The organism is Psychrobacillus sp. FSL K6-2365 (genome assembly GCF_038003165.1).
Classification (GTDB): Bacteria; Bacillota; Bacilli; order Bacillales_A; family Planococcaceae; genus Psychrobacillus; species Psychrobacillus psychrodurans.
The window spans coordinates 1,893,268-1,919,211 of sequence record NZ_JBBOOO010000001.1; the positions used below are offsets into that span (position 1 = coordinate 1,893,268).

General features: G+C 34.3%; 25 protein-coding genes and 1 riboswitch. Of the genes, 17 read left to right on the forward strand and 8 right to left on the reverse strand.

The features are described from left to right. Window positions 1–59 precede the first annotated feature (59 nt). From MKY29_RS09040 to MKY29_RS09050, 3 genes are all read left to right on the forward strand, one after another. Window positions 60–965: a CobW family GTP-binding protein gene (locus tag MKY29_RS09040; protein ID WP_340879558.1), complete on the forward strand. Its 906-nt coding sequence runs from the start codon at window positions 60–62 to the stop codon at window positions 963–965. After that, window positions 958–1,218 carry a hypothetical protein gene (locus tag MKY29_RS09045; protein ID WP_093494775.1) on the forward strand — a complete coding sequence of 87 codons (261 nt, stop codon included), beginning with the start codon at window positions 958–960 and terminating at the stop codon, window positions 1,216–1,218. The genes MKY29_RS09040 and MKY29_RS09045 overlap by 8 nt, the downstream gene beginning before the upstream one ends. A 159-nt stretch (window positions 1,219–1,377) precedes the next feature. Continuing rightward, window positions 1,378–2,253 (forward strand): CAP domain-containing protein, encoded by an 876-nt coding sequence (locus tag MKY29_RS09050; RefSeq protein ID WP_241599823.1) that lies wholly within the window; start codon window positions 1,378–1,380, stop codon window positions 2,251–2,253. Window positions 2,254–2,429: 176 nt separating this feature from the next. Here MKY29_RS09050 and MKY29_RS09055 read toward each other — a convergent pair whose 3' ends face one another. Then, window positions 2,430–3,779 (reverse strand): MATE family efflux transporter, encoded by a 1,350-nt coding sequence (locus MKY29_RS09055; protein ID WP_241599824.1) that lies wholly within the window; start codon window positions 3,777–3,779, stop codon window positions 2,430–2,432. 47 nt (window positions 3,780–3,826) lie between these two features. Between MKY29_RS09055 and MKY29_RS09060 the strand changes: the two genes are divergently transcribed. Next, a complete protein-coding gene (locus tag MKY29_RS09060; RefSeq protein WP_340879559.1) occupies window positions 3,827–4,903 on the forward strand; it encodes an undecaprenyldiphospho-muramoylpentapeptide beta-N-acetylglucosaminyltransferase in 1,077 nt (358 codons plus the stop codon). Window positions 4,904–4,941: 38 nt separating this feature from the next. Here the strand turns inward: MKY29_RS09060 and MKY29_RS09065 are convergent, their stop codons facing one another. After that, window positions 4,942–5,487, reverse strand: coding sequence for a GNAT family N-acetyltransferase (locus MKY29_RS09065; RefSeq protein WP_340879560.1), 546 nt, complete (start codon window positions 5,485–5,487; stop codon window positions 4,942–4,944). Between the two features lie 359 nt (window positions 5,488–5,846). Between MKY29_RS09065 and MKY29_RS09070 the strand changes: the two genes are divergently transcribed. The 6 genes from MKY29_RS09070 (at window position 5,847) to MKY29_RS09095 (ending at window position 14,633) form a co-directional block, all read left to right on the forward strand. Continuing rightward, entirely contained in the window at window positions 5,847–7,499 is a 1,653-nt protein-coding gene (locus MKY29_RS09070; protein ID WP_093494779.1) for a diguanylate cyclase domain-containing protein, read from the forward strand. A 72-nt stretch (window positions 7,500–7,571) separates the two neighbouring features. Beyond that, on the forward strand, window positions 7,572–8,246 hold the full coding sequence (locus tag MKY29_RS09075; protein ID WP_093494780.1) for a response regulator transcription factor: 675 nt from the start codon (window positions 7,572–7,574) through the stop codon (window positions 8,244–8,246). Next, window positions 8,243–9,619 carry a HAMP domain-containing sensor histidine kinase gene (locus MKY29_RS09080; RefSeq protein WP_093494781.1) on the forward strand — a complete coding sequence of 459 codons (1,377 nt, stop codon included), beginning with the start codon at window positions 8,243–8,245 and terminating at the stop codon, window positions 9,617–9,619. Before MKY29_RS09075 ends, MKY29_RS09080 begins: the two co-directional genes overlap by 4 nt. Window positions 9,620–9,881: 262 nt before the next feature. Continuing rightward, on the forward strand, window positions 9,882–12,683 hold the full coding sequence (locus MKY29_RS09085; protein WP_340879561.1) for a 2-oxoglutarate dehydrogenase E1 component: 2,802 nt from the start codon (window positions 9,882–9,884) through the stop codon (window positions 12,681–12,683). Between the two features lie 29 nt (window positions 12,684–12,712). Then, entirely contained in the window at window positions 12,713–13,945 is a 1,233-nt protein-coding gene (gene odhB, locus MKY29_RS09090; RefSeq protein WP_340879562.1) for a 2-oxoglutarate dehydrogenase complex dihydrolipoyllysine-residue succinyltransferase, read from the forward strand. Between the two features lie 241 nt (window positions 13,946–14,186). Next, on the forward strand, window positions 14,187–14,633 hold the full coding sequence (locus tag MKY29_RS09095; RefSeq protein ID WP_340879563.1) for a GyrI-like domain-containing protein: 447 nt from the start codon (window positions 14,187–14,189) through the stop codon (window positions 14,631–14,633). A 170-nt stretch (window positions 14,634–14,803) separates the two neighbouring features. On the opposite strand, the gene MKY29_RS09100 is transcribed toward MKY29_RS09095, so the two are convergent. Together MKY29_RS09100 and MKY29_RS09105 are read right to left on the reverse strand one after the other, a co-directional pair. Next, window positions 14,804–15,118 carry a DMT family transporter gene (locus MKY29_RS09100; RefSeq protein WP_093494785.1) on the reverse strand — a complete coding sequence of 105 codons (315 nt, stop codon included), beginning with the start codon at window positions 15,116–15,118 and terminating at the stop codon, window positions 14,804–14,806. Next, window positions 15,118–15,459 (reverse strand): DMT family transporter, encoded by a 342-nt coding sequence (locus tag MKY29_RS09105; RefSeq protein ID WP_340879564.1) that lies wholly within the window; start codon window positions 15,457–15,459, stop codon window positions 15,118–15,120. The genes MKY29_RS09100 and MKY29_RS09105 overlap by 1 nt, the downstream gene beginning before the upstream one ends. Window positions 15,460–15,529: 70 nt before the next feature. After that, window positions 15,530–15,628: riboswitch (guanidine-I (ykkC/yxkD leader) on the reverse strand. Between the two features lie 493 nt (window positions 15,629–16,121). Here MKY29_RS09105 and MKY29_RS09110 point away from each other — a divergent pair. Then, window positions 16,122–16,268, forward strand: coding sequence for a hypothetical protein (locus MKY29_RS09110; RefSeq protein ID WP_340879565.1), 147 nt, complete (start codon window positions 16,122–16,124; stop codon window positions 16,266–16,268). A gap of 261 nt (window positions 16,269–16,529) precedes the next feature. Here the strand turns inward: MKY29_RS09110 and ku are convergent, their stop codons facing one another. Further along, window positions 16,530–17,357: a non-homologous end joining protein Ku gene (gene ku / locus MKY29_RS09115; protein ID WP_093494788.1), complete on the reverse strand. Its 828-nt coding sequence runs from the start codon at window positions 17,355–17,357 to the stop codon at window positions 16,530–16,532. A 113-nt stretch (window positions 17,358–17,470) separates the two neighbouring features. On the opposite strand from ku, the gene MKY29_RS09120 reads away from it, so the two are divergent. From MKY29_RS09120 to MKY29_RS09145, 6 genes are all read left to right on the forward strand, one after another. Next, window positions 17,471–19,318, forward strand: a complete 1,848-nt coding sequence (locus tag MKY29_RS09120; RefSeq protein ID WP_241599829.1) for a DNA ligase D — start codon at window positions 17,471–17,473, stop codon at window positions 19,316–19,318. A 47-nt stretch (window positions 19,319–19,365) separates the two neighbouring features. After that, on the forward strand, window positions 19,366–19,587 hold the full coding sequence (locus tag MKY29_RS09125; protein ID WP_093494790.1) for a transcriptional regulator: 222 nt from the start codon (window positions 19,366–19,368) through the stop codon (window positions 19,585–19,587). A gap of 78 nt (window positions 19,588–19,665) precedes the next feature. Continuing rightward, complete coding sequence (locus MKY29_RS09130; protein WP_241599830.1) at window positions 19,666–19,863, forward strand: DUF6501 family protein; 198 nt, start codon at window positions 19,666–19,668, stop codon at window positions 19,861–19,863. A gap of 53 nt (window positions 19,864–19,916) precedes the next feature. Next, a complete protein-coding gene (locus MKY29_RS09135) occupies window positions 19,917–20,780 on the forward strand; it encodes an AAA family ATPase (RefSeq protein ID WP_093494792.1) in 864 nt (287 codons plus the stop codon). 9 nt (window positions 20,781–20,789) lie between these two features. Beyond that, complete coding sequence (locus tag MKY29_RS09140; RefSeq protein WP_340879566.1) at window positions 20,790–22,673, forward strand: vWA domain-containing protein; 1,884 nt, start codon at window positions 20,790–20,792, stop codon at window positions 22,671–22,673. Between the two features lie 154 nt (window positions 22,674–22,827). Continuing rightward, window positions 22,828–23,400, forward strand: a complete 573-nt coding sequence (locus MKY29_RS09145) for a GNAT family N-acetyltransferase (protein ID WP_093494794.1) — start codon at window positions 22,828–22,830, stop codon at window positions 23,398–23,400. Window positions 23,401–23,506: 106 nt separating this feature from the next. Here MKY29_RS09145 and MKY29_RS09150 read toward each other — a convergent pair whose 3' ends face one another. The 3 genes from MKY29_RS09150 to MKY29_RS09160 form a co-directional block, all read right to left on the reverse strand. Next, window positions 23,507–24,694 carry a toxic anion resistance protein gene (locus MKY29_RS09150; RefSeq protein WP_093494795.1) on the reverse strand — a complete coding sequence of 396 codons (1,188 nt, stop codon included), beginning with the start codon at window positions 24,692–24,694 and terminating at the stop codon, window positions 23,507–23,509. Then, on the reverse strand, window positions 24,666–25,343 hold the full coding sequence (locus MKY29_RS09155; protein WP_340879567.1) for a 5-bromo-4-chloroindolyl phosphate hydrolysis family protein: 678 nt from the start codon (window positions 25,341–25,343) through the stop codon (window positions 24,666–24,668). Before MKY29_RS09155 ends, MKY29_RS09150 begins: the two co-directional genes overlap by 29 nt. 218 nt (window positions 25,344–25,561) lie before the next feature. Beyond that, window positions 25,562–25,843 (reverse strand): acylphosphatase, encoded by a 282-nt coding sequence (locus tag MKY29_RS09160; protein WP_093494797.1) that lies wholly within the window; start codon window positions 25,841–25,843, stop codon window positions 25,562–25,564. Between the last annotated feature and the right edge of the window lie 101 nt (window positions 25,844–25,944).

Genomic DNA, 25,944 nt, shown 5'->3' on the forward strand with positions numbered 1-25,944 from the left:
TGAATAAGAGCTGACCTTTACGGTCAGCTTTTTCAACGATATTAAGGGAGTTAAAGAATATGAAAGATGTATATTTACTAAGTGGCTTTTTAGGGAGTGGGAAAACTTCTTTATTATCTCATTTAATAGAACAACTGAAAGCAGAAGGACTAAAACCTGCTGTTATTATGAATGAATTAGGGAAATTACCTTTTGATAGTAAATCCGTGGATGAAGACGTACCTATTAAAGAAATGCTAGAAGGCTGTATTTGCTGCACTGGTGCTGAAAAAATGGAAGCACAATTACAAATGTTATTAGAAGGTGAAGAATTCGATGTACTATTAATCGAAACAACTGGTGCGGCTCATCCTGTAGAAGCTATGGATGCAGTTTTATCCCCATATTTTGCAAGTAGGCTGAATATGAAGGGTATTATTACAGTAGCAGATTGTAAAAGATGGATAGATAGAGATAAAATGACCCCTCAAACACGCATGTTATTTATGGAGCAAATTAAACATGCGCATTTAATAGTAGCAAATAAGGTTGATCTTCTTTCTGACAATGAAATAGCTTTGGTGACATTGCAAATTCAGGGGTTAAATAGTCACGCTCCTATTATTCAGACATCTAATGCCAAATTACCTTTAAAAATGATTACAAACTTAGAAGCCACATATTTTAGTCAAGAAATACAACCAGCTGCAATAGGGAAACAGCTATCCTTGTCTTCGCGATTACACACATTTACAGAGCCAGTAAACAAGGATGAATTTGAAAAGTGGGTAAAGGAACTTCCAGATACTATTTATCGTATGAAGGGCTATGTACCGTTAAAAGGTCATAAAAATCCTTTTCTATTTCAATATGCATACGGGATGGTGCAGTGGCTTCCTGAATACATTAAAATGCATCCACAGATTGTTATTATAGGTGATCAAGTAGAATCTATCACTATCATAGGAAGCGCTCAAAATGATTAAAGCGTTTCAATTACTTTATCAAAACCGTCAGTCAGTTAGTTCAATAAAGACAGAAGAAGAGCTCAGAGCCATCATTCATTCTGAGTTATTAGATGAATATACTCACCCAAGAGCTAGATTGTCGATTCAAAAAAAATATAGTATGGCATTAGAACGGATTGAAAATAGTAAGCTATCCAACAAGCAGCAGCAAGCGATGGTTGAACTATATAAAGAGGAATTAATAAAACTGTCAACCGAAGATAATAGCTAATATTTTAGCAAAGTGGTTATGTTATCCAAAATTCTTTGCTAGATTTATAGAATTTAAAGATAAAAAGATTCAATTGGTTTTGTTGGAATATTTTATGTGAAAATTTCATTCTATTTTGTGTTTACAATAGGGGAGCACAAAAGAAGGAGGAAATGAAACATGAATAAAAAACATATGATTATGGCTGGAATTTTAGCTAGTGGATTATTAATCTCAACCAATACAGCTAACGCATCTATGAATACTGCGTTTTCACCAACTACTTCCGAGGCAAAGACATCCGTTACCTACAAATGGGACGCTCCAAAAAGCTTTTCCTATAATGTAAAATGGAAATACAATACGCAATTATCATTTGCAAAGCTTCTAACTATTGTCAACCAAGTAGAGAAACCAGCAGTAATAGATAAAGAAAATGAGCAACAAAAAGAAGAAACAACTCCTATACCTGAAGTTGAAAAACCAATGGAATCAGAAAAAAAACCAGAAGTGGTAACTCCAACTAAGCCAGTTGAAGAAAAACCAGTTGTAAAAGAACCAGAAACACCAGTTCAAGAAAAACCAGTAGTAAAAGAACCAGAAGCGCCAGTAAAAGAAAATGTTGAAAAAGAACCAGTTGTAAAAGAGCCATCAACTGAAGCAAAAGATGAGGTTAAAGTTACTTCTGAAATTCAACAGGTTGTCGACTTAACGAACAAAGAACGTGCTAAGGCAGGATTAAAAGCACTTCAAATTGATACAAAACTAACTCAGTCAGCCCAAGCAAAATCTCAAGATATGAAAAATAAAAACTATTTTTCTCATACAAGCCCAACTTATGGATCACCTTTTGATCAAATGAAGTCAATGGGAATTACGTATAAATCTGCAGCAGAAAACATTGCGATGGGTCAACGTAGCCCAGCTGAAGTTGTAGATGCATGGATGAAATCTCCAGGACATAAAGCTAATATTATGAATGGTTCATTTACACATATCGGAGTAGGTTTATCTAATAGTGGATATTATTGGACACAACAATTCATCAGTAAATAATTAACAAAAAAACGACGCAGATTAATTTTGCGTCGTTTTTTACTATTGCGATTATTAGTCATCACTTTTGAAATAATTCACTCCTAATTTTCTACGATAACTAGGGTGTGCGCCTCCTAAGTAGCGGCAGCGCACATCCGTAGTATCTAATCGTTTCGATTGCTGTGAAGTCATTTTTACTGCTTCTTCATTTTTTTCTGTAAATAAATAAGTCGTGAGGTTAGTGTTATTGCTCCAATAGACAATCCTACAATTAATCCGATCCAATATCCAAAGCGCTCAAATGAAGTGTAGTTGGCTAGGATATATCCAGTTGGCAAACCAATTATCCAATAGGAAATGATAGCCATGATAAATGTCATCGTAACATCTTTATAACCTCGCAATGCCCCTTGAACTGGAGCTTGAACTGCATCAGATAATTGGAACAGTGCAGCAAAGAAGAAAAATTGAACTGTTAATTCGATAACATACCGATCATCTGTATAAACAGAAGCAATTTGCTCTCTAAATAATAATAATATAGAAATGGAAAGTAGACTAAAGCATATTGCTGTTATTACACTCAACCAACTATAGGTCTGTGCTTCTGAGAATCGTTTAGCGCCAATTTCATGCCCTACTAATATCGTAGCACCCATTGCAATGCTAAGAGGCACCATGTAAAGCAGAGATGTGAAATTCATGGCTATTTGGTGAGCTGAAATAACTTGAGTTGAATATACACTCATCAATATTGTGACAGCTGAAAATATAGTTGTTTCTGCAAAAAGCGATATTCCAATTGGAACTCCAATTTTCATCAGTGTACGTATTTTCACTAAAGACGGCTTGGTCCAACCGTGAAAAATTTTTAAATTCGCAAATGGATTACTGCGAAGAACGATAATAATTGCTATAAGTAATATTAGCCAGTAAGTAATCGCAGAGGCTAGTCCCGCTCCGACCCCGCCTAATTCTGGAAAGCCCAGTTTTCCGTATATAAGCAAGTAGTTTAAAGCAATGTTAATCGGCGCGGATATCAGGGTGATTAACATGGAAACTCTCGTCTTACCTAAAGCATCGATAAAAGAACGTAAGACACTATATAAAAATAATGGGGCAAGACCGATACTCAGCATTAACAAATAATTCTTTGCCACGATGCGTACACTATCTTCAAGAGGTATTAAATTTAATATTGGGTCAATGAGTAGGAAAATACCTAAAAATACAATAATAGCTAGTACTATTCCAATATAAAAACCTTGCTGTACAAAGGTACGTACATCTTTCTTCTTTTTTGCTCCTATTAATTGTGCTACAATGGGCGTAATGCCTATTAATATACCGGTTAGGGCGGTATATACAGGTACCCATAAAGAAGAACCTATAGAAACACCAGCTAAATGGGCAATACTATATTTACTTGTCATTAAAATATCAAAGAAGGTCATTAAATAGAGTGCAATTTGTGTGATTAGTATGGGCAAGACGATCTTAATCATATACTTACTTTTTTCTGGTAGAGTTCTCATTTCGTGCATGTTGGCATACATCCTTTTAAGTTATAAAATTAGTTAGGAGATTATTAATGAATAATAACACAATAGTATTAACCGGTGGGGGAACGGCCGGTCATGTTTCGTTAAATGAAGCTATAATACCCGAGTTAATAAAGAAAAAATATAATATCCATTATATTGGATCGTATAATGGAATAGAAAAAACAATCATTGGAGAACGATTTCCAGAAATACCTTATCATCCTATTTCTAATGGGAAATTAAGAAGGTATTTTTCACTGAAAAATCTTTCTGATCCATTTAAAGTCTTGTATGGTACATTACAGGCTTTATCAGTATTGAAAAAAGTCAAACCCTCTATTGTATTTTCGAAAGGTGGTTTTGTATCTGTACCTGTTGTGCTTGCTGCTAAATTGGCGAATATACCAGTTGTGATTCATGAATCAGATCTAACACCGGGGCTAGCGAACAAAATTGCTTCTTCTTTTGCTGAACATATTTTCACTGTTTTTGAGGAGACAATAAGACACTTACCTGAGAACAAAGCATCTTCGATAGGGGCAATACTACGCCCTGATTTATTTCAAGGTAACGACAAAATTGCAGAACAATTAACTGGATTTGATGCAACGAAAGAAACAATTATAATTATGGGTGGTAGTCAAGGTTCAGCTAAGATAAATGATGTCATTAAGCAGAATATAGATCAACTTACTCGCAGATTTCAACTTATCCATTTATGTGGTAAAGGAAACAAAGATGAGTTATTAGTTGGAAAACCAAATTATATTGCATTTGAATATGTTACAAATGAATTACCTCATTTGATGAAACTGTCCGATTATGTAATTAGCCGGGCTGGATCAAACTCTATTTTCGAATTTCTAGAATTGAAAAAACCTATGTTACTTATTCCGTTATCAATTCAGGCAAGTAGAGGGGATCAAGTGTTGAACGCAAGATACTTTGAGAAAAAAGGTTTTGCAAATGTACTTAAAGAAGAAAATCTTACACCCACTACTTTTATGGATTCTATAAATCATATGGTTAACAATAAGGAAGAAATGATTGATCGGATGTTCGAGACTAACACTTCAAAAACACCCGAGCAGTTCGTTGAATTATTACTAACTTACAAAAAGTAAAAAATTCCCGTCACTATTTAAAGTGACGGGATTTTTTTTTACATTGCCTGTTCCTCTTCGTTTTCTTGTTGCATTAGGACTAAGTGGAACAAGTCTTTTGGTATATAGTATAGATCAAATGCTTCTTCTAAGGCGTTTATTTCTGCATAGATAGAAGGATGTGATTCATTTGCTTTTAATGCATATCTAAGTTTTTCCGTGGCACGTATACTTTTCACATTGTTTTTGCGAATTCGTAAAAAAACTGTATGGATATCTAAATCAAAGAAAAGTTCCTGTAAAAATTGTTCTTTAGCTTTTTTATTGTATCCCAGACCTTGAAAAGGGCAGCCAATCCAAGTGCCTAAAAATCCTGCACCATCTTCTACATCAAACAGATTAATTGTTCCGATTGGTTGACCAAAGTTGCTAACAATTGTTCGAGAAATAACAGTTCCTTTTTCTTCTTCTTCCATTAACTGTTTCGTCACAAACCAATACTCATCTGCCGAACTAGCTTTATGACGTACGAAAGGCAAAATAGTTGGTTCTGACATTAGTTCATAAAGAGATGTACATTCGAATAAATCCCGTTTTTTTATCAAAAAAAGCGCCCCCTAAAAAGAACCAATAAATGAGCAGAGTCATCCTAGTTCCCCTGAAATTTTTCACTTCATCGTGCATAAAAAATTTCGGGGTAGGAATCGAACCTACTAGGACCAGCTCAAAACTGGTGGCGCACCATTTGCCTTCCCTCGGCAAAGCGAACTTTGCCTTATAAAATTATTTGCATTAATAATATACTTTGTTTTTTCTATTTTGCATAGTAGAAAGTATTTTAAAAATAATTAAACTTTTGGAAAAAATATTATCTAAAAATATATGTTAAATACTTGTATGTTTCTTCTTAAATACATATGATTAAATTAGCTTAGTATAGAACTTGACAGGAGTTTTTAAATAGATGTCTCAATCTTTCTTAAACCATACTCAATTTCATTTATTATATGATTTAGCCGATGAATATGTGTTCTTTATGCGAAAAGAAGATTCTTCTTATATATATGAGTTTATCAACAAAAAAGCAGAAGAGCTTTTTTCAGAAAATCCTATAGGGAAGACACTGGATGAATGTTTTAGTGAACTGCACAATAGAACCATTATTCAACATTATAATCGAGCATGCTTGCAAAAAAAATCTGTTTCCTACCATGATCATCATTGTGTACAAAGTGAAACAAATATAAATGAAACAACAGCTATACCCATTTACGAAAATGGAATTAGTTATATTTTAGCAACAACTAAAGAAGTTTCTCGGACACAGAATATGAAAGATTCTACCTATGTTTTGGAGTCTTACAGTAAAGCTATTAATGAAGTTGCATTAGTTGCGTTGACAAATCAGGATGGAATAATTGAAACAGTAAACGAACTATTTGAAACTACAACGAAATTTAAAAGAGAAGATGTGATAGGTAAAACATTTCATATGATAAATTCTAACTATCATGACGAATCTTTTTTCTCTAATTTGTGGGAAACGATAGGTAAAGGAGATATTTGGCATGGCCAAATACGTAATCGAACAAAGGATGGATCCTTTTTTTGGGTGAATGCGACCGTTGTACCCATTAAAAATGATTTAGGACAAATTGAAAAGTATTTAACTATACAATTTGATGATACGGAAAAGAAACGTATGATGAACGAACTTCGAAATATAGAGCGCTCCTTTAAATTAATTACAGAACACTCAAATGATTTAATAGCTATAACAGATGCAGAAGGTTACTTACTTTACTCCTCACCAAGTCATGAAACAATATTAAAATATGATAAAGAAGAATTACTAGGTAGTTATTATTTTAATCTGATAACAGATCAAACCGAAACAGTAAGTTTATCTAAGTTAAAGATGTTAGATAAGTTCCGAGTAGAACTTCTTCTACAAACAAAGGATGGAAACTCTATTTGGACGGATACATCAGTAACGACCGTAGAGAACACAGTCGATGATGAGAAGGAAAAATGGTTCGTTATTGTATCTCGTGAAATTACAGAGAAAAGAGCCTTAGAAGATAAGCTAAAGTTTATGGCCTATCATGATAGTTTAACTAGTCTACCAAATCGACGTTCTTTTTATGAAGACTTTCCAGTTTATATCTCATCTGTAAGTTCAGAGTTTCCGAATGTAGGGTTATTATATATTGATGGCGATAATTTTAAAGCGATTAATGATCAATACGGACATGATGTTGGAGATCAGTTTTTAACTCATTTTGCTGAAAAGCTTCAGAACAGTTTACACTATAAGTACAATGTATATCGAATTGGTGGCGATGAATTTGTCATAATCATTGATCAGATTGCAGATTACGTGAATGGAAGAAGCATTACAATTGAAGAAATTGTTCAGACAATCCAGCAAAACCTACGAAAAGGTTGGATTATAGAGGAGTCATACTTTTCGCCAACTTCGTCGATTGGGATTGCCATGTTCCCAAATGACGGCTCTTCCATAGACGAGCTATTAGATCATGCCGATCAAGCGCTATACATCGCAAAGAAGAATGGAAAGAACAATTATATATATACCAATGCCGTTCAGACTTAATAGAACGGCTTTTTCTTTCATTTGTCCTATGATAGGTGAACAAAGGAACAAGTATAGAAAGGAATGTAGGAGATGACACAACATATTTTATTAATAGAAGATGAAGTAAATATTGCGAAGTTTGTGGAGCTTGAGCTAAAGCATGAAAATTTTCTAGTTACTGTTTCTAATGATGGGCGAGAAGGAGCAGATTTAGCTTTAAATCATGATTACGATCTTATGCTAATCGATGTCATGCTACCAAATTTGAACGGATTAGAAATATGTCGACGTGTACGCAAAAAGAAAAGTACGCCTATTATACTAATCACTGCCAGAGACGCGATTATAGATCGTGTATCCGGCCTAGAGACTGGAGCAGATGACTATGTGGTGAAACCATTTGCTATCGAAGAGCTATTAGCAAGAATACGAGCAGTTCTAAGAAGGGTAGAGCCCTCAGCAGTAGATGGTAAAAGTGAATTGACAATCCAAGGTCTAACTATTGAACAGAAAGCTCATCAAGTCTTCTATGATGGAAAAGAAATTGAATTAACAAAAACTGAGTATGATATGCTCGTCTATTTAATGGAAAATTATAATATGGTGTTGTCTAGAGATGCCATTTTGGAAAAAGTGTGGGGATATGATGTTGAGGTTGAAACAAATGTAGTGGATGTATACATAAGGCATTTGAGAAAAAAACTGCCTGCTGAAATTGCTGCAATAATTGAAACGGTTAGAGGCGTAGGGTATGTTATGAGATGATTAGACATTGGACTTTACAACGAAAATGGACGTATGCTTCCGCGATTTCCATATTTTTAAGCTTTCTTATGATGTGTATTATATTATATTTTTCTCTTTTCAATTGGTTGCAAATTTCCGAGAAAAAAATTGCCCAGAATACATTAGATGAAGTTTCTCATTTTTTTATTTCTAATGGACCCATTATTTCCATACAAGATATTCAAAAAAATAGGACTTTACTCAATCAATTGGTCAATCAAAAACAATCGGTTCGTATCTTAAACGACGATGGCATAGAGATTCTTAGAATCAATGATGCAAGCGAGTTTCCAGAAACAAGTACATTCCAAACGGAGGAATTTGTTAGAGAAGAGATAGATGGAAAACTAGTTTTTCATAAGGTAGCAGAGATAGACTTTGGATTATTTAAAGGATATGTACAAATCTCTCATAGTTTGGAAAGTTTTTCTCAGCTCATGAATTATATATTAATTGCTATGGGCATATTCACAATCATTGCACTAGTTCTATCTGCGTTGATAGCCTTTGTACTATCCTCGATATTGCTGAAGCCAATTAAGGAATTAAGAGATGAGATGCAGCTTGCGAAACAGACTAAGTTCACCCAAAAAGTGAGTTTTCAATATGACAATGAGGATGAAATCGGAGAGCTTTTAAAAATTTACAAGGAATTGATGGATGAAGTATCTAAAACGATTACAAGACAAGAAGAATTTATCCAAAATGTTTCCCATGAATTACGTACCCCCGTACAGGTCGTGGAGGGGCACTTATCGCTATTGAATCGCTGGGGAAAAGAAGATCGCTCCATACTAGATGATTCCCTGGAGATATCCCTCTCTGAAATACAAAAAATGAAGTTATTAATCGAAGAAATGTTAAAGCTTGCAAAAAATGAGCATAATAACATGAAGGAAGCAACTACTGTAATAAATATCCTTCAACAGCTACAGCAAAGTTATTTACATTTATCAACTGGGACAACAATAGAAATTCTTGGAGATGAACAAATAAAAGTACCTGTTCCGCCTACTGCTTTAGAGCAAATTCTGCGTAATCTAATAGAAAATGCGATAAAATATAATGATAATCAACCATATATCAGGGTGATTGTTGCAAATTACACAGATCAAGTGCAAATTACAGTGGAAGACAATGGAGTTGGTATCAAAGATTCCTTGTTACCTAAAATTTTTGAACGTTTTTTTATAGTTGATGAAGCGAGAACTAAAAGTAATGGTGGTTCAGGGTTAGGATTAAGTATAACCAAGAGCTTGATAGATGAATATGGCGGTACAATTTCAGTGGAAAGTGAAAAAGGTAAAGGTACAAAATTTTACATTTTATTCCCTAAATTAACAAGTGAATAATGATTCAGTGTAAAAGTATAAAAAATATGACAAATTACTTTATTTTTTTGAAAAAAACCATTGTATTTTTTTCCTATAGTAGTAAGATTGAGATGGAAAAATTGTTCTTATATAAGGATAGTTTGAGATATATAAAAAAGAGGTAAACTATATACGTGTATTTGCGTGTATTATGTTCTATATATACTGGAACTTTTTTATCCATTAAAATGTATTTTTTTATAAATGCCTAGAAGGCACAAAATGTTGGAGGTTTTTTTAAATGTCGAACAATCAAACACCTTGGTCAGCTTTTTCTGGTCCGAACCTTGGTTATGTGATGGAGCAGTATGATGTGTTTTTACAGTCTCCTGACGATGTAGATCCTGAATTAGTACAGTTATTTCAGCAATACGGTGCACCTAAGATTCCGGCTTCTGCTTCATCTAATAACTCTGATACACCAGCAGTCGAGCCGAATAATTTCGAGAAAGTGATTAACGCAATTCAGCTTGCAGATGCAATTCGCACTCATGGTCACTTAACTGCTAATATTTATCCATTAAATGATGGACCAAAAGAAGATTCTAAGATGAATCTAGGTACTTATGGTTTAACTGAGCAAGATTTGAGAGAAATACCTGTATCGTTCCTAATCCGCAATGCACCAGCAAATATTATGAATGGATTACAAGCAATTGAACATTTACGTTCAATGTATTCTGATAAGATTGCATTTGAAATTGCTCATATTGTTAACTCAGATGAACGTGCTTGGTTACAAGAGAAGATAGAAAAAGGCAATGTGAAAGAAAAAATTTCAACTGAAGACAAAAAACAATTACTTAAACGTTTAACACAAGTTGAAGGATTCGAGAAATTCATTCATCGAACATTTGTAGGAGCAAAACGCTTCTCAATTGAAGGATTAGATTCTTTAGTATTATTAATGGATGAGTTAGTTCGTCAATCAGATAGAACAAAAACTAAGCAAGTAAATATTGGTATGGCACATCGTGGTCGTTTAAATGTGTTAACTCATGTTCTTAACAAACCATATGAAATGATGTTTGCGGAATTTGCCCATGTACCTACTGACTCTTTTTTACCAAAAGATGGTTCATTGGAACTTTCTGAGGGCTGGTTCGGGGATGTTAAATACCATAAAGGAGCAAGTTACCGCTCGCAATCTGGTTTAACAGTAAAACTTGCTTATAATCCTTCACATCTTGAAGTGGTTAGTCCAATTGTTACAGGTCAAACACGTGCCGCACAAGAAACAACTGATGCTGCTGGTTACCCTGTTCAAGATAAAAATGCTGCTTTTGCTATACTAGTGCATGGTGACGCTGCATTCCCAGGGCAAGGGGTAGTAACTGAAGTTTTGAATTATAGCAGAGTTCGTGGATATCAAACTGGTGGTTCTATCCATATAATTGCGAATAATATGATTGGTTTTACCACAGAACATTATGATTCACGCTCTACTAACTATTCTTCTGATCCAGCAAAAGGATATGAAGTACCTGTAGTGCATGTGAATGCTGATGATCCTGAAGCAGTAGTTGGAGTTGCTAAGTTTGCTCATGAATATCGCCAAAAATTTGGAAAAGATATTGTAATTGACTTATTAGGTTATCGTCGCTATGGTCATAACGAAATGGATGAGCCGCTAGTAACAAATCCTGCTATGTATCATTCTATTCATAAGCATCCAACTGTTCGTGAATTATATGGACAGCAGTTAGTGGAAGAAAGTTTAATGGATTCTTCAGAAGTTAAAACGTTGGATGAATCGGTTTTCGCTGGAATGCAACAAGCTTATGATCGTGTTAAAGAACTTCCACAATCAACGGCTCATGAAATTGTAGTACCTCAGGTAGTTTTAGATGGTATTCCAGAACTTCAAACAGGTGTTGAAGAAAGTAAGCTTGCTAAAATTAATGAAGAGTTGCTTACTTGGCCTTCTGATTTTAACGCATTCAAAAAATTAGCAAAAATATTAAAGCGCCGTGAAGAACCATTTAAAGGTAAGGGGAAAGTTGACTGGGGCCATGCAGAAACACTAGCATTTGCAACAATCTTACAAGATGGTAATTCTATTCGCTTATCTGGTCAAGATGCTCAACGTGGGACATTCTCACATAGACATTTAGTACTCCATGATGAAAAAACTGGAGCTGAATTAACACCAATTCATTCCATAAGTGATGGGAAAGCATCATTCGTTGTGCACAATAGTCCTCTTACAGAAGCGGCTATTCTAGGGTATGAATTTGGCTATAATTTAGAAGATAATAACTCACTAACTATTTGGGAAGCACAATACGGTGACTTCGCTAATATGGCTCAAGTAATGTTTGATAACTTTATCAGTTCGGCACGCGCTAAATGGGGGCTTAAATCTGGTTTAGTAATGCTATTGCCACATGGAGCAGAAGGCCAAGGGTCCGAACACTCTAGTGCACGTTTAGAACGTTATTTACAACTAGCTGCTGAAAATAACTGGACTGTAGCCAATCTATCAAGTGCTGCTAACTATTTCCATATTTTACGCAGACAAGCAAAAATGCTTAAAGATGAAGCAATTCGTCCATTAATAATTGTTTCACCAAAGTCATTATTACGTCATCCTTTAGTTGGAGCGGATGTGTCTGAATTGACTACAGGTCAATTTGAAACAATTATTGAGCAACCAGGTTTAGGTGAACAAGTGGAAAAAGTAGAGAAAATTGTTTTTGTTAGTGGTAAACTTGCAATAGACTTGGCAGACAAAGTAAAAGATGGAGCAGATTTTGAATATGTTCATATTGTACGTGTTGAACAACTGTATCCATTCCCACAAGAAAAAATACAGGAAATTGTGTCTCGTTATCCGAATGTGAAGCAACTTGTATGGGCTCAAGAAGAAACACAAAACATGGGCTCTTGGAACTTTGCTCTACCATATTTATTAGAAATAGCAAAAGATCAAGAAATTACTTATGTTGGTCGAGTGCATAGAGCAAGCCCTGCTGAAGGTGACGGCGATACTTATAAAGTCGAACAAACGCGGATAATTGAAGAAACATTAAAGAGCTTATAAGTTAGGAAAGATAAGAGGAGGAAATTGAAGTGGCAGAAATTATTGTTCCAGAGTTAGCAGAATCGATTACAGAGGGTACCATTGCACAGTGGTTAAAACAACCGGGTGATACAGTTGAAAAAGGTGAGTTCATCGTAGAACTTGAAACAGATAAAGTTAATGTAGAAGTTATTTCTGAAGAAGCTGGAGTAGTAAGTGAACTTCTAGCTGCTGAAGGAGATACAGTACAAGTAGGGCAAGTAATCGCAGTAGTAGGAGCTGGTTCAGGTTCAACTGCATCAGCACCTGCACCTGCTGCACAGTCTGAGGCAAAAGAAGAGGTAAAAGCTACTGAAGCACCTAAAACACCAGTTGCTGAGGAAACTACAAATGAGCAAGACCGCACTATTGCTAGTCCTGCAGCGCGTAAATTAGCTCGTGAAAAAGGCATTAATTTAAGTGAAATTTCACCAGTAGATCCAATGGGTCGCGTTCGTGTACAAGATGTTTCAGCTCATGGTTCTGCACCAACTACTACAAAAGCAGCACCTCCATCAGCAGCAAGTGCTACAAAAGAAGATGACGGCCGAACAACTCGAGAAAAAATGTCTCGTCGTCGTCAAACTATTGCATCACGTTTATTAGAAGTAAGACAAAATACTGCTATGCTTACAACTTTCAATGAAATTGATATGACAAATGTTATGGCATTGCGTTCACGTAAAAAAGATAAATTCTTTGAGGATCACGATGTTCGTCTAGGATTTATGTCTTTCTTTACTAAAGCGGTAGTTGCTGCACTTAAAAAATATCCATACGTTAATTCTCAAATTGACGGAACTGACATTGTAAAAAATAATTTCTATGATATTGGTATTGCTGTTTCTACAGAAGGTGGTCTTGTAGTACCGATTGTTCGTGATGCAGATCGTAAAAACTTCTCAGAAATCGAAGCTAATATCGGGGAACTAGCTAAAAAAGCTCGTGATAACAAATTAGCTCTATCAGATATGTCTGGCGGTTCTTTCACTATCACTAACGGTGGGGTTTTCGGATCACTAATGTCAACACCAATTCTAAATGGTACACAAGTGGGTATTTTAGGAATGCATACAATCCAAAAACGCCCAGTTGCTATTGGAAATGAAATTGAAATCCGTCCAATGATGTACGTAGCATTATCGTATGACCACCGTGTAATCGATGGTAAAGATTCTGTTGGATTCCTGAAAACAGTTAAAGAGTTACTTGAAAATCCAGAAGATCTATTATTAGAATCATAATATCTATAAAAAAAAGACTCCCAAATGGGAGTCTTTTTCTATAGAGATATTTGTTCTTGGATTAATACAAAAATCAGTTCTAGTTTTAATCTACCACCTATATTTCCAATACTTTAAAAAGTTCCAAAATTACTAGTTAAATAAGAAATCCAAAAGAAGGATTTCTATATATTTGAGTAGAATAATAAGAGATATCTATTTAGTATGGCACAAATATATTAGGTTATTTGGAGGGGTTACGATGGAGTTTAAAAGTGTTAAGGTTGAATTTAAAGTGGTAGGCATTAAAGGCAGAGGGGCATTTGAGAACTTGAGTATAGAAGTCCCAAAACTTGCAAAGCAATTAATAAGTCGGTCTGACGAAATACAAAATCATCTAGGAATTGAAATTGCTCTATTTGAACCAAAAAGGGGTAGTGATCACCATGAGGGCGAATATTATGTGGGATTGAAAGTGAAAGATTCTTTAAAAGAAGTTCCTATTGGAATGGATTTTATTGAAATTGCTCACGATTATGTCTCAACTAGAGGGAAAATATCAAATATCGGTAATCTACATTCTCAGTTATTGAGGTGGGCAGAAGAGCAAGGTCATACACAAAACTTTGAAAGTTATATTGTAGAGACATATCATCCGATCGAAGAGGGAGAGGAAGAGGTACAGATTTACTTACCAATCTTCTCTTGATTCCATTCTCTAAGCTGTCAAAACATCTGTCTTTTATTCTTTACTGTAATATTGCTATTAACTATGAGTTTTTAATTAAGTACCTTTTATACTAGCTTCACGATTCATAGAATAATAATGAAGATAATTTGTAATAAAATAAAAATAAATTATCTTCATCATAAAATATCCTATGATACAAGTTTTAGACCTATTGCTGCACTTAAAACCATACCTATAAAAACAAGTCTTCTCCAGTCTTTTGATTCATCATATAAAACCATACCTAGAATTGCTCCACCAGACGCACCAATTCCTGTCCAAATTGCATAGGCTGTTCCCATTGGTAGTGTTTTCATTGAATAAGCAAGAAAAATAAAACTAGCTCCAAACCCCAAAATTAATAAAATTATTGATTGCCATTTAGGATCCTGATGCAATCTATTTATCATTATTACACCAAACATTTCAAACACTCCCGCTAAAATTAAAGAAATCCATGCCATTAAGTTTCATCCCCTTTCTGAACTTTGTCCTTTGTAACTAATTTCAAACCAATTACTCCTACCAATAAAAGTAGAATTAAAAGTATCTTCTCCATTCTAAAAGGTTCACCAAGGAATAAAATTTCAGAAAAAACAGTCCCCGCAGTTCCTAATCCAACAAAAACAGCATATACAGTACCCACAGGAAGTTTTCGTCCTGCCATGATCATTACATAAAAACTGATGAATATAGCAATAATTGTTCCAGTCCAAGTCCAAAAGTCATCAGCATGTTTTAGACCAATCACCCATAATACTTCAAATAAAGCAGCAATATATACTTTAGTCCATTCAGTATTCATTAAAATACACCTCCAATTTTATAGTTTCTCAAAAAAGAAAAAAAGCCTAAGAGATAACTGTAAAAACAGTTTCTCCCAGGCTTTTATCCTTCCGTGACACAGCATAGCCGTGAGTTTTCTCTCGGACCAGACCAACATTGACTGTAGCGGAACCCTAGAAAACATTTTACCTATGCAATTACCTTGTATTATACACACTTTTAAAATTAAGTCAATTAAATTTAACAATAGCATATATGTCCCCAAAACAACCCTTATTTATTTTATGAAGAAAAGTTGAGAATATCAATTGAAGGATTATTATGTAGCCAACCATTATCTCTAATATTACCTATTACTAAAAAAGAAATTAACTTAGGACTTATGTATCTTTAACGACAAGAGTAACTATCACGGATATCTTCATATCGTCATTTTAATCAGGGAAATTCCCTTTTATTTTAGATACTTAAAGAGTATTTCTAAACGTTGCATACAGTTGTATTTAAATTGTTAATGAATGTAGGAATGGGTTTCCCTTAATAATCTTGTGCTGGATAATTATGTTAATATTAGTATGAAATTAAGAAAGTATTCCCCTATTCAAACGAGCCGGTTTAGTTCAATAACGATACGAGTTGTACACAATCAAAAAGGATAGAGACAATGAAGAGACAAAAAAGATGGAAAAGAAACTCAAATGGAAAAAATTATTCGGTACTATTCATCTTGATGAATATCTTGTAGTTGAACATAATACGATGTATGGTTTTACCAATACACTTCTCTATACTACAAATCTAGAACATGGAATTGAATTCTTAGTATAAAAGAAACAAGGTCTGATGATCTGATTGCACTAAAGCTATAGAAAAATTCTAACATATTATTGCAAGAGTTTGTTTACATGAAGCGACACTTATTATGATGCCCATTTGTGATTAATCAAAAAGTACAACTATTTAGCTGTCGATTCTTAACTTACAACATAGAAAGTTGAAAACGCAAGAATGCTAATTTAAGCATTTTTGCGTTTTTGAATTCTATTTAAAAATATATAAAAAAATTCTGTACAAAGGTCCTCAGATTCATCAAGAGGTTTTAGCTTTCGGAGCTCTTTTTCTTGTTGTAGGTTTTTTCTTTTTTGTATTGTCAAGAGAAGCTTGTAGTGCAGACATAAGATCTGTCACATTTGAAGGTAATTCTGTTTGTTTTTCGCTTGTCATTACTACATTATTTCCAGCCTTTTTCTCTTCTATTAGCTCCATCAAAGCAGTTCTGTATTCATCTGTGTATTTTTCCGGTTCAAACACTGTGGTCAATTGTTCTACAAGCATTAGTGCTGTATCCAGTTCTTTTTTTACTACAGTTTGTTCAGAGGGAATATTAGGTACATCTGCAGTATTACGGACTTCATCGGGAAAATGTATTGTTTCCATGATTAAAGTTTCCTTGTATACTCGTACGATTGCTAGTTGCTCTTTCGAACGAATCATAATTTTAGCTACACCAATTTTACCCGATTCATGGAGTGCTTCTCTTAAAAGTGAATATGCTTTTCCACCACCACTATCAGGAGCCATAAAATAACTTCGTTCAAAGTAAATAGGGTCTATTTCTTCTAATTTTACGAAGTCAATTATTTCTACAGCCTTATCCTCATTTTCTTTTTTCAGTTTTTCCAATTCCTCTGCATCTAAAATTACAAATTTGTTTTTAGAGTATTCATATGCCTTGACGATATCCTCATTCTTCACTTCTTGTTTGCAGCCTTCACAAACCTTTTCATAGCTAATTGGGGTATGGCAATCCTTGTGGAGTTGACGTAATTTAATATCCTTATTTTCTGTTGCTGCATGTAGCTTAATGGGGATATTAACTAAACCAAAGCTGATACTTCCTTTCCATACTGTATGCATTATGCTCACCACTTTTTCATTTTCTTCTTACTATGCAATCTTTAACGTCTTTTATGTATCAAAAGTAGATTAAATATGAAAACTAAGAAAAAACTGTGGAGGTAGGAATATAAATGATGCCCATGCTTTTAACAGCTTCGACAGAAATTCCTGTAGGAAATGATTGGCTGTACGAAGCGAAATATGATGGATTTCGATGCATTTTGGAATGGGATAATGAGCCTTTACTTAAAAGCAGAAACGGAAAATTGCTAAACGATATGTTTCCAGAGATTATTAAATTCTGTAATGAAATTTATAATAAAATCAAATCTTTTTTACCACTAACAATGGATGGGGAAATAGTATGTTTAATAAATAACTTTCAAAGTGACTTTTCAAAGGTGCAAACTAGAGGAAGAATGCAAAATTTCGAGACCATTAAGAATAATGCAGAAATATTTGCTTGTCATTATATTGTGTTTGATTTACTCAAATATAAAGGTAAGGATTTAACTAAACTTTCATTGATAAAGCGAAAGCAACAGATGGGTCGACTGTTTAACAAAGTTCAGTTGCCTATATCTATAAATTATCAAGATATAAATAAGCTACAGATGATTGATGTTTATGAGGAAAATACATTATTGTGGAATACAATAGTCTCAAATAATGGGGAAGGCTTAATCGCTAAACAAAAAAGCAGTACATGGAATAGCGCGGAACGCACTAAAAAATGGTTGAAAATTAAAAACTGGAGATTTATTAGTGTCATTTTAACTAAGTACGATAAAAATAATGGATTTTTTCATGGTGCACTTTATCAAGAGGACTCATTAGTTGAAATCGCTACGTTTCGTCACGGACTATCCGAAATGGAGTTAAGTACCTTAACAGAATTATTTCAAACGAATGGAACAAAACTATCCAATAATATTTGGGAGTTAGAACCGTCTATTTGCATAGAAATTGCCTGTATTGATTTTGATGGTAAAAAGTTAAGAGAACCAAGATTCCATTCGTTTAATCTGAATAAACCTATACAGGATTGTAATTGGCAACAAATGCAAAAGCAGTTATATCCTTTACCATCATCTACTAAAATAACACATCCTGATAAACCTATATGGCCAGATGCGGGAATACTAAAAGATGATTACCTTTTATATCTACAACGCATATCGCCATATATTTTACCTTTTTTAAAGGATAGGCTTCTTACTGTAATTCGTTTTCCGCATGGTGTAGCAGGTGAAAGCTTCTATCAGAAAAATAGTCCAGATTATGTTCCGGATTTTGTTATGACAAAGCAAATAGAAGATATTAAATATATTTTATGTAATGATTTAGATACCTTACTTTGGTTAGGAAACCAGCTTGCATTAGAATTTCATGTTCCTTTTCAAACTGTAAATACGACTAATCCTACAGAGATTGTATTTGACTTGGATCCACCCTCGGTTCATGAGTTCTCATTAGCAGTGGAAGCTGCTCAACAGATGAAAGTTATATTTGATCAATTTCAGCTTAAATCCTATGTGAAAACCTCTGGTGGAAAAGGAATTCAGATATATGTTCCACTAGAGGAGGATAGTTTTTCATATGAAGAAACTGGTATTTTCACTAAGTTTATATCAGAGTTTTTAGTGGAGCAGGAACCAAAATGGTTCACTACTGAAAGGTTGAAAAAGAACCGTGGGAATAAATTGTATTTGGATTATGTTCAACATAAAGAAGGAAAAACTATCATTTCTCCATTTTCACCAAGAGGGAATAATTTGGGACTTATTGCGACTCCATTGAAATGGGAGGAGGTTAGAGAGTCCTTGAGACCAGATGAATTTTTGATTCCACATGTGTTAGATCGTATAAAATATGAAGGAAATCCTTTTCAAAATTTCCGAGTGGAAACGGAAAATGAAAGATTTGCGATTGTATTAAACCAATTAAAAGAACTTGTAAAAAATAAGCAGAAATCGTAGATGAAAAAACGTACGTTCGCATACACTGTAAAAAGGAGGGAACAATTGTGGGAAATGATTTGGTTAAATATTTAAATCGCGGTTGGATTGTCGATATGATGTATATCTCAAAAGTTGGTGAAATAAGTAAGCGTAAAATTAGGTTATTAAAAGTACAAGGAGATTTATTCCATGCATACTGTTTTAAACAGCATGCGAAACGAACATTTAGAATTGATAATGTGCTAGCAATTGTTCCCATAATAAAACCGGAAAGAGGAACTATATAATTTTCTCCTCTTTTCGTTCAATGATTAATTGAAAAAAGTTCTCCTGAACCGTATACTAGTTATAAAGGAAGTGGTTATATGATACATACTAATTGGGCTACAAAGCCAACTATCAAAACAGTGACGTGTTCTCATACAGATGCTAAAAAATTTCTTGTGAGTAATGTACTTACCGTTGGAAAAACATATGAAGTTAAAAATGAAACAGATGAATTTATATTTGTTATTGACAACTCAGGAAAAGTTGGCGGCTACTACAAAGAATATTTTCAATAAAAAAACCGATGTGAACTCATCGGTTTTTTTTCATAAGGAGACAAGAGTAGAATATGGTAGACATCGTAAAGGTAGAACAACAGAAGAGATTAAATAGAGTACATATTGAACAAGACAGAGCACTTATTGGAGCTGGTGGATATCTTTCGCCAGAAGAACATTTACTAGAGGACGTGCTTATCGCTGTTTCTTTAAAAAAGCCAGTTTTGCTAAAAGGTCCAACCGGTGCAGGTAAAACAAAGCTTGCTGAAACAGTTTCAGCCTTCTTTACTCAGCCGATCCAAAGTATAAACTGTTCGGTGGATTTAGATGCGGAGGCTTTACTAGGATTTAAAACAATCGTAACTAATGATGGTGTGAGTGAAATTGATTTTGTTGATGGTCCTGTAGTTGAAGCGATGAAAAAAGGACATATTTTATATATCGATGAGATCAATATGGCTAAATCAGAGACTCTTCCTATATTGCATAGTGTGCTCGATTATAGACGCATGCTAACAAACCCTTTTACTGGAGAAGTTATAAAGGCACATCCTGATTTTTCGGTGATTTCTGCGATCAATGAAGGTTATATCGGCACAACACCCATGAATGAAGCACTAAAAAATCGTTTCGTAACCTTTTCCGTTCCTTATATTTCTGGTGAGCATCTTGAAAAACTATGGCAGGAGATGTTCCCAACAGCACCGAAGACATTACATACTCTTATGTTAAACCTAGCAGATGATTTGATGGAACAAGTAAAACAAGGCTTGCTTTCAGAGGAAGCGGCATCTATTAGAAGTTTGCTATATGCAACAGAATTGGCGTTATATATGGATCCAATAAGGGCTATAACTTATGCTATCGCTGAAAAGCTAGAGGATGACCAAGAAAAACAACTTGTGTTAGCATTGGCTTCTTCTTGGATAAAGTGAGGGAAATAAATGGATTCAGTTGACAGGTTTATACAGTTCAATAATGAAACTATTGATGCAAGACAGCTAATGCATTATGAAAATGTTGCAAAAGCTTTAACAAAAAATACGTTATTAGCAATAAATGAACGAAAACTAATCGAATTTCAACCTGTGGATCAAACTATTTCTATAAGTGTGTTTTGGAGACATCGGGATGAACAAGTGATGCATGAAGGTAGATTGTCCGATATTTTTCTGATGTCAGAAGGATTTTGGAAGTTTTTTGATGTGCTAATATGGCAGGATTTTCTAGAAGAAAAACCAACTGAACTATCAAAATTCATGGATCAGTTATTATTTTGTATAGAAGAATTTCGACTGGTTGAAGTGGTTCAGGAAAAAAGAGTTGGTACGCAAAAAACATTTAAAACTCGCATAAAAACATATTTGGATTTTCATAAACAGCAGCTACGTGTAAATATACAGAAAGGTTTCTTAGCAGATGCTTTTATCAGTTATTTATATATTTCCCTATATGAGGGCACGATGTATGTACAAGGACCAGATTCGTTTAAGCTAGCAAATAATATTATTCAAAAAGTATATGAATCTAAAACAACTCAGCAGTCTATTGATTTAGTTTTTCAGCTGTATTTTCTTTTAAACGAATATGTGAAAGAGGATAGCTTACTGCAATATTACGCAATTATTTCTTACACCAGTTTACCACCAAAGGATTTTCATTATCATAGAGGCGTAAAAAACGCTGAACTCGGTGAAGAAGATAAGAAAGATACGATTGAAGAGATATTTAGATCTTGGCATCGGGAAAATGAGCAGGAGAATGGAGTCCACCTTCAATATGAACTTGAGCATGGAAGAGATGGAAAAGCAGAACAAGCCATTGAGGCTGAGGAAGGACAAGAAGGTCATGAGATTACGATGACTGGTAAAGGCCAATCTAGCGGAAATAGTAAGGTAGGACAGGTGGATCAATCCTCTAATGATCAATCCAGTGATTTGAAAAAAGCTGGTAAGTCTTTCGGTAAAGAACATATAAACGTCGTTTATAAGGAACAGCGTATTGCAATCACTGACGCTTCTGACAATAAGAATCTACTATACAAGTATCGTCAGGAGCATGCACCATTTCTAAAGGCTTTTGTGCAAGAAATGAAAAAACGTTTAGATCAAAAGCGAATAGATAAGCGTACAAACCTTACAAAAGGGAGATTATCTACAAAATTGACGCCTCTTTGGACAGATGAAAGACCTAAACCTTTTTATAAAAAAGATGCTCCGAGTATCCAGTTAAATGCCGTATTTGGTTTGTTAGTAGACGGATCTGCTTCTATGCAAGACAAAATGGATGAAACTAAAAAGGCAGTTTTACTTTTTCATGATGTATTAAGAGAGCTGAAAATTACGCATGAAATTGTACTTCATTATGAAGATGCCTATGAAGCAACGGAAACTTCCCAACCAAACGCATTTGAATGGATTCATAAGTTAGAGGATGGTCAAATGGATAACGGTTTAGACATTCTTTCCATGATTGCCCATGAAGATAACAGAGATGGCTTTGCAATAAGATGGCTGGGGAAACGATTAGAGAATAGAGCAGAGAATCATAAGTTCCTGCTTGTATTTTCGGATGGGGAACCCTCTGCATTTGGTTATGCCCAGAATGGTATTATGGATACCGCAGAAGCAGTGTTAGAGCAAGAGCAGCTTGGTATAAACGTTTTACATCTATTTTTAAATGATCATGAGGCTACAGAGGAGCAATTGAATTTGTTTCGCTTAATTTTTGGCAAGAAATCAGCAACTGCTTCTTCCTTAGAAAAGTTTTCCGAGGAAACACTTAGATTACTACGCAAAATGCTCCATCTTGTTGTGCAAGGTTCCTAAGAAAATAGTGAATTACTGTTAGAGAGAGCTTAGTATGTTTATGACCCGGAAAATAGGGAATAAATATAATCGAGGATTTTTCTCGGCAATTTTGTTTCTCTAAAAAAATAAAAAAACCGAGCAAAATACAATTTTGGAAGGAGAAATGTTCCGAATGAATTGGTATGAAAAGCTCAATCAATACTTTCCGGTCGATGAGATGAAATCAAGAGATCATATGGAAACACTTTTAGCTGAAAAGGGAAATGTTTATATAAAAGATGAGGGGCCAAAGCATGTATTAATGTACGTTGAATTTGAGAACTTTGTCTTTGTGGATTATTTATTTGTTTCTAAGGAAGCTCGGGGAGAAGGCCTTGGACGGAAATTATTGAATCAATTAAAAGAAAAAAATAAGGTAATTCTATTGGAAGTAGAGCCTATTAACTACGAAGATTCGGATTCAGAAAAACGTCTAAGATTTTATGCACGTGAAGAATTCAAACATGCTACCCGTATTGGTTATTCAAGACGTTCTCTTGCAACAGGTGAAAATACTATTTTGGAAATTTTATATTGGTCGCCATCAGATGAAGATGAGTATGCAATTTATGAAGCAATGAAATGGACGTACGAAAATATCCACACGTATAAAGATGAGGATTTTTATGGTGATTCCTATGATGCTTCCCATGAAGTAATAGTTTTTAATGAAGAGAGTAAGAAAAACATGTTAAAGTCATTCTGAAGATTATTGCGACATAAAAAAGAATTCATTTAAAATCAAGATGATTTTAAAATGAATTCTTTTTATTTGTGGTATATGTGTTATCAAATCAACGGCGCTTCATATATTAGGAAGAGCGGTTTTTAGACTGGTCAGCTATAAGAAGAAGACGTTGTTTCAATTCTTCTTCCATACGACCAATTTCTATTTCTGCCGCTTTACGTTTTACGCGTCCATCTGCTTGTATACGCATAGTTTCTTCAATTGTTTGTAATAAGTTTTCCTGAGTTTTTTTCAATGTATCGATTTCTACAATACCTCGTTCATTTTCTTTTGCGGTTTCAATGCTATTAACTTTTAGCATCTCAGAGTTTTTAAGTAATAGGTCATTCGTTGTTTGAGTTACTTGTTTTTGTGCAGCAACAGCTTTTTGCTGCCGATTTAAAGTTAAAGCTATAGCGATTTGATTTTTCCAAAGTGGGATAGATGTCATAATAGATGACTGTATTTTTTCGGCAAGTGTTTGGTTTGTTTGTTGGATCATACGTATTTGTGGTGCACTTTGAATTGTTATTTGTCGAGATAACTGCAAATCATAAACTCTCTTTTCTAATCGGTCTACAAATTGAGCCATGTCATTTACTTCTTGAAATGCCATTTGATCATTAGATAGCTCTGCTTTACGCCTTAACTCTGGAATAGTGACGTTTACTATATCATCTCGCTTTAATTCTGCTGCAGCAATGTAGACGTTTAATGCCTGGAAATAAGTTTTATTTTGATCGTAGAGTTTATTGAGCATTTGAACATCCTCAACAAGTCCCCGTTTGGAATGCTCCAATTGAATACCAATACGGTCTACTTGTGTACTAAGTTTCTGATACTTAGTCATTAGTTCTTGAACGGAGCGATTGACACGACTAAACAATTTTTTAATACCCGACTTTTTCTCGGTGGATAGCTCCTCTGGATTAATCTCAGATAATTTTTTCATTAAATCACTTAAAATATCTCCAACAGGCCCTATATCCTTCTTTTGAACATGATCTAACATTTGGTGAGAAAACCGTGTAAGCTCCGACTGTGCATTAGCACCATAAGTTAGAATGGCTTCATAGTCACCAGCAGGAATCTGCTCTGCTAATTGTCGAGCCTTTTGTTGTTCCGCTTCTGTTAATCGATCTATCAATTTAGTTGGAGTAGCTTCTGTTTCTGTAGAAGCTGCTTGTGTTTTAGTAGTATCCAAATTAAATGGACTAGATAATAATTCGTCCATTAATATATCTTCACTTGTATTCGATAACTTTTCGCTCATCTTCTGATTCTCCTTCTAAATATAAAGGTTTTTCCTTTGTTTTAACGGATAATTTTGCAAAGTCTAATTCCATCTTAAGGTGCTCTACATCAGAGGCAAGTACATTGTTTAAATCATCTTCCATGACTGTACTAATTGATTCTAATGTATCTCTTGTATCTTGTAATGCTAACTTCATATCCTTGTTTTTCACCGGTTGTGAAACTAGTAGCGTATATTTTGAGGTTAGTTCTACAGCCGAATCTAAATGTGCATAAAAGAAATTTTCTGCCTTATAAAATTTCTTCGGATTAGATTTAACAAGTGATATAATTCGTTTCGCTAATCGATTCATCTCAAATAATTGTTTAAACGAACTAATAGAACGTACCTTCAAATATTGACTATTTAGCGCTTTTATCTTTTTATTTGCTTCTTTTAATTGCTGTTGGATATGGAAATACTCAGAAAGGGTCATTTGATGTTTTTTCATAATTCTTCTTTGTTGTATTTTCTTTATCGCAAAATTAGTGACAATATATACACCTATAGCTAAAGCGGAACTCCAAAAAAATCCACTTTCGATTGAAAAAAAGAAAACAAACCAAGAAGTTATCATGATCGGTATATTTAAGCAATGGCGTATGAAGGTTTGAATTACTTCACTCATGATGTTACCTCCTTTTATCCCGTATTAACGGGCAATAATTATCCCACTTAAAGTTTTGGGCCAAAGTACCAAGCATTAGTGGGAGAGAACTGCCCGTAAAAGCCTGAATGGCTCAACTGACAATCAGTGGGTTTGAAAAACCCCATCGATTGAAGTTTCACTTTTTCTATACTATTATATACGATTCAACCAGAAGAAGGTTTCATTAACATAAAGATTTAAACGATATCTGACTCCATTGTGGTATAACCTTTTAAATCATCATAGAATTCAATACTAAATGCATTTGTTTGAGATAAAGGTGAAACACCTTTTTGAATATATTCTAAAAACTCTTCTAACTGTTCTGAATCGCCTTCTATATCAATAACGATAAGTTTGTCGTTTGTCTGTTTGCAGCTACCTTTTAATCCAAGTGATTGAGCTTTTTGTTTCACTAGAAATCGAAAACCTACTCCATCCACATCCCCGTGCATTTGAATAAAAGCTCGCTTTTTCATAACTAAGTCTCCTAACTTGTAAATAATAATGGTATCTATAACTTAACTGAAAAAGTAGGAATTTTCAATTTATAAATTCCTAAGCCGTTTAAGTAGACATT